7 protein-coding genes and 1 tRNA gene are annotated in these 6418 nt (G+C 46.1%); 5 read left to right on the top strand and 3 right to left on the bottom strand.

The window, feature by feature from the left end:
• From QHH26_09380 to QHH26_09370, 3 genes are all read left to right on the top strand, one after another.
• A partial coding sequence (locus QHH26_09380) for a hypothetical protein (GenBank protein ID MDH7482165.1) occupies positions 1-432 on the top strand: 432 nt, incomplete at its 5' end.
• Positions 432-2723: a carboxypeptidase regulatory-like domain-containing protein gene (locus QHH26_09375; GenBank protein MDH7482164.1), complete on the top strand. Its 2292-nt coding sequence runs from the start codon at positions 432-434 to the stop codon at positions 2721-2723. The genes QHH26_09380 and QHH26_09375, both read left to right, overlap by 1 nt.
• 143 nt (positions 2724-2866) lie before the next feature.
• The gene (locus QHH26_09370; GenBank protein MDH7482163.1) at positions 2867-3238 is read left to right on the top strand and encodes a hypothetical protein; all 372 of its coding nucleotides are present in this window, start codon (positions 2867-2869) and stop codon (positions 3236-3238) included.
• Between the two features lie 123 nt (positions 3239-3361).
• Here the strand turns inward: QHH26_09370 and QHH26_09365 are convergent.
• The 3 genes from QHH26_09365 to QHH26_09355 all read right to left on the bottom strand — a co-directional run bounded on the left by QHH26_09365 (position 3362) and on the right by QHH26_09355 (position 4283).
• Positions 3362-3438 (bottom strand) — tRNA-Met (locus QHH26_09365).
• Between the two features lie 69 nt (positions 3439-3507).
• Positions 3508-4041: an HNH endonuclease gene (locus QHH26_09360; GenBank protein MDH7482162.1), complete on the bottom strand. Its 534-nt coding sequence runs from the start codon at positions 4039-4041 to the stop codon at positions 3508-3510.
• An 83-nt stretch (positions 4042-4124) separates the two neighbouring features.
• A complete protein-coding gene (locus QHH26_09355) occupies positions 4125-4283 on the bottom strand; it encodes a hypothetical protein (protein ID MDH7482161.1) in 159 nt (52 codons plus the stop codon).
• 430 nt (positions 4284-4713) lie between these two features.
• On the opposite strand from QHH26_09355, the gene QHH26_09350 reads away from it, so the two are divergent.
• Positions 4714-5640: an ABC transporter ATP-binding protein gene (locus QHH26_09350; GenBank protein ID MDH7482160.1), complete on the top strand. Its 927-nt coding sequence runs from the start codon at positions 4714-4716 to the stop codon at positions 5638-5640.
• Entirely contained in the window at positions 5637-6413 is a 777-nt protein-coding gene (locus QHH26_09345) for an ABC transporter permease subunit (GenBank protein MDH7482159.1), read from the top strand. Before QHH26_09350 ends, QHH26_09345 begins: the two co-directional genes overlap by 4 nt.
• Positions 6414-6418 lie beyond the last annotated feature (5 nt).

The raw sequence follows: 6418 nt of genomic DNA, 5'->3' as shown, positions 1-6418 counted from the left end.
GAGATTCCCGACCCCCTTGCACCTAAACCATCAGGCGTTTCAGTGATTTTTAGGGGTTCTGTATCCGTTGGAATTTTCATCGAGATACCCAATGCAACCCGCTCTGCCAAGATCACTGGTGTTCGCATCACGGCTGAAAAAGTTGCCGTAACGTTGAAAAACGATGGCAATATTCCCCTTAAAGTAAATGGCACGTTTGAGTTTTACAAACCTGGCGAACAGAATCCAGTTGCTACGGTGCAAATTGGCGGTGAACCACTGCTACCGGAGCCGGTGAATACATGCGAATTCAGCGCTCCCCTACCCAATCCTAACATACTACCGTCTGGCACATATAAAGTCAGAGTAATCATTGACGTTGGTCTTGACTACCTGATGGGAGCCGAGAAAGAACTACAAATCAACAGACCGGCAGACACCGATGGGAGGTAATGCCAACGATTCGAGCTTTTCTTTGCATTACCGCCATCATTGGCGTCATATGTTTTTTTTCACGTGCGGGCAGCCACGCTGAACGCTCATCATGGGAAGTGTTTTACGAAGAGACTGACCTAACTCAAGCAGCCTCTCCTATACCCGTAGCAGGGAGCGTACTTCTAAACTCCACGGGTATTGGCCCACCACTTGGTATTCATACCTCAGTTGAAGGGCAAAGTCTGCTACTTAGAAGTGTGGATGGCAGATTGTGGCAGTGGACTGACGGCGCCGGGGTACTGAGCTGTCGTGATGAAGTAACACCGCTAACCCTTCCCGCGATGAGACAGGGTTTTTGCTTATTTTTGGATCCCCATGCCATCGCAAAACTAAGCGGTCTCGTAGTTACAGTAGATTCTTCCAACAAGCGCGTCACCTTCAGCCGCCCTATATTGCCTATACCTGGACTAAACGAACAAAACGATATCGGCGACGGATGGCGAGCACTTATTATCCCAAAGCCTAGGACCCAACAAAAAAACATGCCCCAAATTACCAAGAATAAACCCTCCAGCATCAATCTACCTCCGACAAAGGAGAAGCTCAATATTGGCGTTGGCATTGGGCACGTGCAAGGCTTTGATTGGGGATTTGAACTGACGGCAAACGGCAAGGTTTGGGGTGGTGAGACAGACTTATGGGCGCTAGTTACCAAAGGAAACCAAGGTACACGGTTGCATAATAGCCATTTCAGATGGCTTGACAAAGAAGGTGGCCGTGGCTTTGAGGGAGGCGACTTGTATAGCGAGATATGGGGTCTAGTGAAAGGAATCCGCTACACTTGGGACGCCGGCGGCAGGTGGCCCTACCTTGGTGCTTATATGAAAACAGAAAAGACAACGAATCCCGAAGCAATAGTAACATACAGAGACGCCGTGCGTTTAAACGAATATGTGCAGCTCAATGGGGAAATAGCGACGGACGAATCGAGATACTTATCAGTTCGATGTGATAAGAATCCATTTGAAGTTTACGCATTCCTACGCCACTTGCCTTCTGGATTTGGTCATTCGTCGGGTATATTTGCATCTTTTCAAATCACACCAACCACATCTATTTTTTATGGTTATAGCTCCTCTACCGATGCCAACGACCAAGAGTCTTTATTCCGAACCCTCGGATTAAGGTTTCCTTTGTTGAAGCGCTGGGCTCTAACACTTGACCGCACAGAACACAAAGTTTTAAACCAGTCTTCAACAGGGCACGGCGTCGGAGTTACGATACCACTTTCAAACAAAGCAAACCTCTTTGTGCGCTACCAAGAAAACTCCTCCAAGGTAGACAGCCTTACGGGTCGAAATCTGGAAATTCACAATTCTGGCAGTAGCTTAATAAGCTCGCTCTCGATGCTGCTAAACCAAAGAGTGCATATTGACTATCAATTAACTAGGCACTCTCAAGGCGGCTGTGCAGCTAATCAGCAACAGCTCATCGCAAGCTTCAGGCTTTCCAAGCAGACCACCCTGCAGACCATAAGCGGATTTCCTAATTTAGCGGATTCTGATCTTCTAAGAGTTCGTCTAGACCATCAGCTTTCAAACGGATTATCTCTAATACTTGACTACGGCCGTTTAAGCCCTTACCAATTTGTAGATAACTTGCGTGGTAAGCGAGGTTTCCTCGTGATGCTCAAGAAGACCTGGCCTACATGGGTTCCAGCACGCGGCGGGGAAGTTGCGGGAACAGTCACCGATCAATTAGGACAACCGCTCGAGAACATCACAGTTCGCCTGGGTCCATATTCCGCCATAACTGACAAACATGGGCGTTATCTTTTTAAATGCGTTCCAACGGGAGCCTACCAAGCAACTGTTGCTGAAGAAAGTGTCCCAGCGGATTATAAACTCACTAGCGCCATACGGGATATTGCAGTCACACGGGAATCGAAGCAAGAATTGGATTTTCACCTTATACCCCTTGGTTGTGTATCAGGCCGAGTGTATCTAGACAAAAATGGCAACGGCAGATTTGACCTTGACGAAGGTTTGCCAGACATACCGGTATGCATTGCCGACCGTGCAACCGCTACAGGTCGGGATGGGGTATTTACTTTTTGCAATCTAGAACCTGGCCGCTATCGCATTCGAATCGCAGTAGAAGCTCTGCCAAAACGATATATTGTGCGTGGCAACGATAGCGTCGAAATCGAACTCAAACCTGATAAATGCGTAACCGATATTGAATTTACCCTTGACGAAAGGGGGAAGCTGGTGCACATCATGCCAGTAGAATGGCATACAGAATTGTAATGATTAGCATTTGTTCCTGTCAAAAACCAACCATAATACAAATTTCCGTTATGCTAAGCCTTGTGCTGAACATAATCATGCTAGGGAGCGTTAACGGCGACAGTGTCAACATAACTCTACCAGCTTCTATAAGTTTTTTAGTTATGAATGCTGAACTTCCTACAATTGGTACTCCAAATCCAACTATTGCCGAATTTAGTGATGCAATCCTTACACCAGGCTGTGGAATTCGCATGAGTATACAAGCCAATTCAGTGAATTTCACTCGTCCAGCTGAAGGCGGTGAATACATACCTGCATCAAAAATAAGCTGGACAACCAGCTCGGCGGTTAATGGAACAGGTTTTTCCGGCACTCTGAGCTCATCGTCATTCACCCCAGTATTTCAGGGAAATGCGGATGCTACATCCGGCAGTGTAGCCATTACTTGGACGCTTGCGGCGCCTGGTAGCAATATTCTCGCGGGCACTCATACGCTGACGACAACCTGGAAAATCGAATCACTTGCACCTTAAAGCTCCACATTGAGGATAAACTGGCGTCGAAACTCCAGCTACCTAGGTACTATCCACCGCGCAAAAGGATTACATTGACAACCTATAAAGCAAGAAAGCCCGCTAAAGCGGGCTTTGGAATCTTGGTAGCGGAGGGCGGACTCGAACCGCCGACGCACCGGGTATGAGCCGGTTCCTCTAACCAACTGAGGTACTCCGCCTTACGTTAGAATTTTAACATTTATTGAGGGGACAGTCAACGTTGCCATATTGAAATTTCACACTTTTTGCTAAGAGGCCGCTTCGGGCAGATCGCCAAAGATTGGCAGATACATACGCCAATGCTCGTTCCGCGCACCTTCAAGATATTTAGTCATGCTTATAAATGGCACATACCTTGGTCGACGCGGCTGTCGGATAAGTGTCATATTAGCTTCCTTAAGAGTTTTGTCGCCCTTCTTGCTATTGCACTTCCGACAACAGCAGACGAGGTTCTCCCACGTAGACTTGCCACCAAGTCGTTTTGGAATCACATGGTCGAGCGTAAGGTCATGGGACTGTTGACCGCAATACTGACAGGTATAGTTGTCACGAGCGAAAATACTTCTTCGCGATAATTTGAGCTCAGGTATAGGACGCTTCACATGATAGCGCAGCTTGACCACGGTCGGCGAGTCAAACGATCCGTTGAGAGTTGTTATAACCTTCGAGTTCGTGTGAAGAACCTCAGCTTTCCCAAGGTAAACAAGAACAATCGCCCGCCTTAGGTTACAAACATTCAGCGGCTCATAATCATTATTTAGAACTAATACCTCGTGACTCATAGCTGCTATTCCATTCAATTGCTTGAAAAGCCAACAGGAACTTTCAAACGAAAAAACCCGCTTAATGCATAGCACAAGCGGGTTCACGTGCAGACATACTCAAGGACTGATTTACGGTATTTCGACAAATTGTCCTCGACAAGCTTCAATCGGCGGCTTCGAATGCCGCTGATTGCGCTGGTGCAAACCACACCTTCTTTTACTAAACAATAATTGGTTTGGTTGTGAACTCCAAACTGCACGCGAAAAGCTCCTTTGCGACTTTCTAGCTTAATTATACCTGCCTTTGCTTCATTTGTCAACTATAATTGCAGGAAGCATAAACGGTAAGATTTCACAAGAAAGTCTTAAAATATCTAAACGTGCCCTGAAATGATGAAATATATTTTTTTCAATAATAGCCACCCCTAGCCAAGTTTGCTTTGTTGCTATGCGTCACCGATAACCCAACAGCTTCAACATCGTCTATCAGCAGCACCAAAACGCCACTTAGGAACCTAGTGTGATTAAATTCCGTAGTAATACTAGAGCTTAAACTAACGCTAGTGAAAAACCAAGGGGTAGCTGCTATATACAAGGGCGCCACTTGCCTTGACACTATATCAGCTCTTCTGTATACTGAGCCACGGCAGCATTCGCTGCCGTTTTTATGGAACCACTCGGAGGTAATGCATGGGAGTTGCAATCAAAATTGAGGGCTACACCAAAACCTACCGCCTTTATATGCCAAAACGCCTTGTCAACGCAGTTGAAAACTTAAACCTAGAGGTTTACGAAGGCGAAATATTTGGCTTTCTAGGCCCCAATGGCGCAGGAAAGACAACTACAATCAAAATGCTTCTTGGTCTCACGTACCCTACAGCCGGGCAAGCATTCGTACTAGGAAAGCCTGCAGGAGATATTGAGACAAAAAAAGAAATAAGCTACCTGCCGGAGAGCCCCTATTTCTACGAATACATGACGGGGCAAGAGGTTCTCGACTTCTATGGCAGGTTATTCGGCCTCGATGCTGATACGCGAAAACGCCGGGTTGAAGAACTCCTCAAAACAGTAGGGCTTTACGCAGATAGGTTCAAACCCTTAAGCCAATATTCAAAAGGCATGCTTCAAAGAATTGGTATAGCCCAAGCACTTGTAAATGACCCCAAGCTACTCTTCTTTGACGAGCCTACATCAGGTCTTGACCCAATTGCACATATGGACATCCGAGACCTGATTTTGAAACTTAAAGAACAAGGAAAGACAGTCTTCCTAAGCTCGCACCAGCTCTCAGATGTCGAGATGGTCTGCGATCGCATCTCAATACTAAACAGAGGCAGGTTGCTCAAAATCGGATATCTTAAAGACCTTCTAGCCCATGGGAAAGTAGAAATTACTGCTCAAGGATTAGGCGAGCAAGCACTCGCAAAGCTACGCGAGGCATATCCGACTTTGCAAACTAACAATGGTTCGATAGTTGTACATGAAGAAGCAGGGCCGAAAGTTGACGACGCCATAGACATGATTCGGCAAATGAATGGTCGGATAATCTCCGTAATTCCGCAGCGTAGGACTCTTGAAGACCTTTTCGTCGAAACAATCAGGGAGGAACGCAGATGAGCATAATGGTTATTGCAAAGGCCACATTTGGAGAAGCATGGAGAAAAAAGATCCTAAACATATTCTTACTGGTGGCCATTGCCCTAATCGCTTTCTCGGTATCATTCGCGTTTTTCTCCGAGCGCGAAGAGATGATAATCATAAAGAGCATGGGACTAGGCGTTATCGCCATCGCTGGCATGTTTATCGCCGTCGTCATGGGCATCAATCTGATTCCGTCGGAGATAGACAAGCGCACTATTTACACGATTTTGTCAAAGCCTGTTAAGCGGCATGAGTTCTTGTTGGGAAAATTCGTCGGCGGTGTTTTGACGCTTTTGGTAAACTTGTCATTGATGACTGTCGTCTTTATGGCGATGGTCGCCTGGAAGATGGGATGGCATGTAGAATGGGCATTGCTCAAAGGCATTCTTATGATATTCTTCCAGGTATTTCTCCTAACATCGTTGGCGATTCTGTTTTCCGTTTTCACAACCCCTGTCGTAAACTTTTTCCTAACATCGGCGATGTATATAATTGGCAGTCTTTCCTCAGTAACACTCTCCCTGAGCAGACTACCTGAGAAAGCGTTAATCGTGAGATGGTTCTTCGCCTTTCTGCATTACGTAGTGCCGAACTTTGCAAACTTCTTCACCCAAAATCCTTTAATCCACCCAGAAGTAGTAATAAAAAACGAACTAACGTACTATGTTGAAAACATTTTATATGCAATCGTATATGCCTCGGTTGTATTAATAATCGCCATACTACTTTTTGAGAGGCGGGAGGTGTGATGACC

The organism is Armatimonadota bacterium (assembly GCA_029907255.1).
Taxonomy (GTDB): domain Bacteria; phylum Armatimonadota; class UBA5829; order DTJY01; family DTJY01; genus JAIMAU01.
Note: the sequence above shows the minus strand (reverse complement) of the source record. Positions and strands in the feature narration are given on the sequence as shown.

Bases quoted from the DNA above. Each gene is read 5' to 3' on its own strand.
- QHH26_09375 (MDH7482164.1), top strand. From the start codon at position 432: ATGCCAACGATTCGAGCTTTTCTTTGCATTACCGCCATCATTGGCGTC.
- QHH26_09370 (MDH7482163.1), top strand. From the start codon at position 2,867: ATGAATGCTGAACTTCCTACAATTGGTACTCCAAATCCAACTATTGCC.
- QHH26_09360 (MDH7482162.1), bottom strand. From the start codon at position 4,041: ATGAGTCACGAGGTATTAGTTCTAAATAATGATTATGAGCCGCTGAAT.
- QHH26_09350 (MDH7482160.1), top strand. From the start codon at position 4,714: ATGGGAGTTGCAATCAAAATTGAGGGCTACACCAAAACCTACCGCCTT.
- QHH26_09345 (MDH7482159.1), top strand. From the start codon at position 5,637: ATGAGCATAATGGTTATTGCAAAGGCCACATTTGGAGAAGCATGGAGA.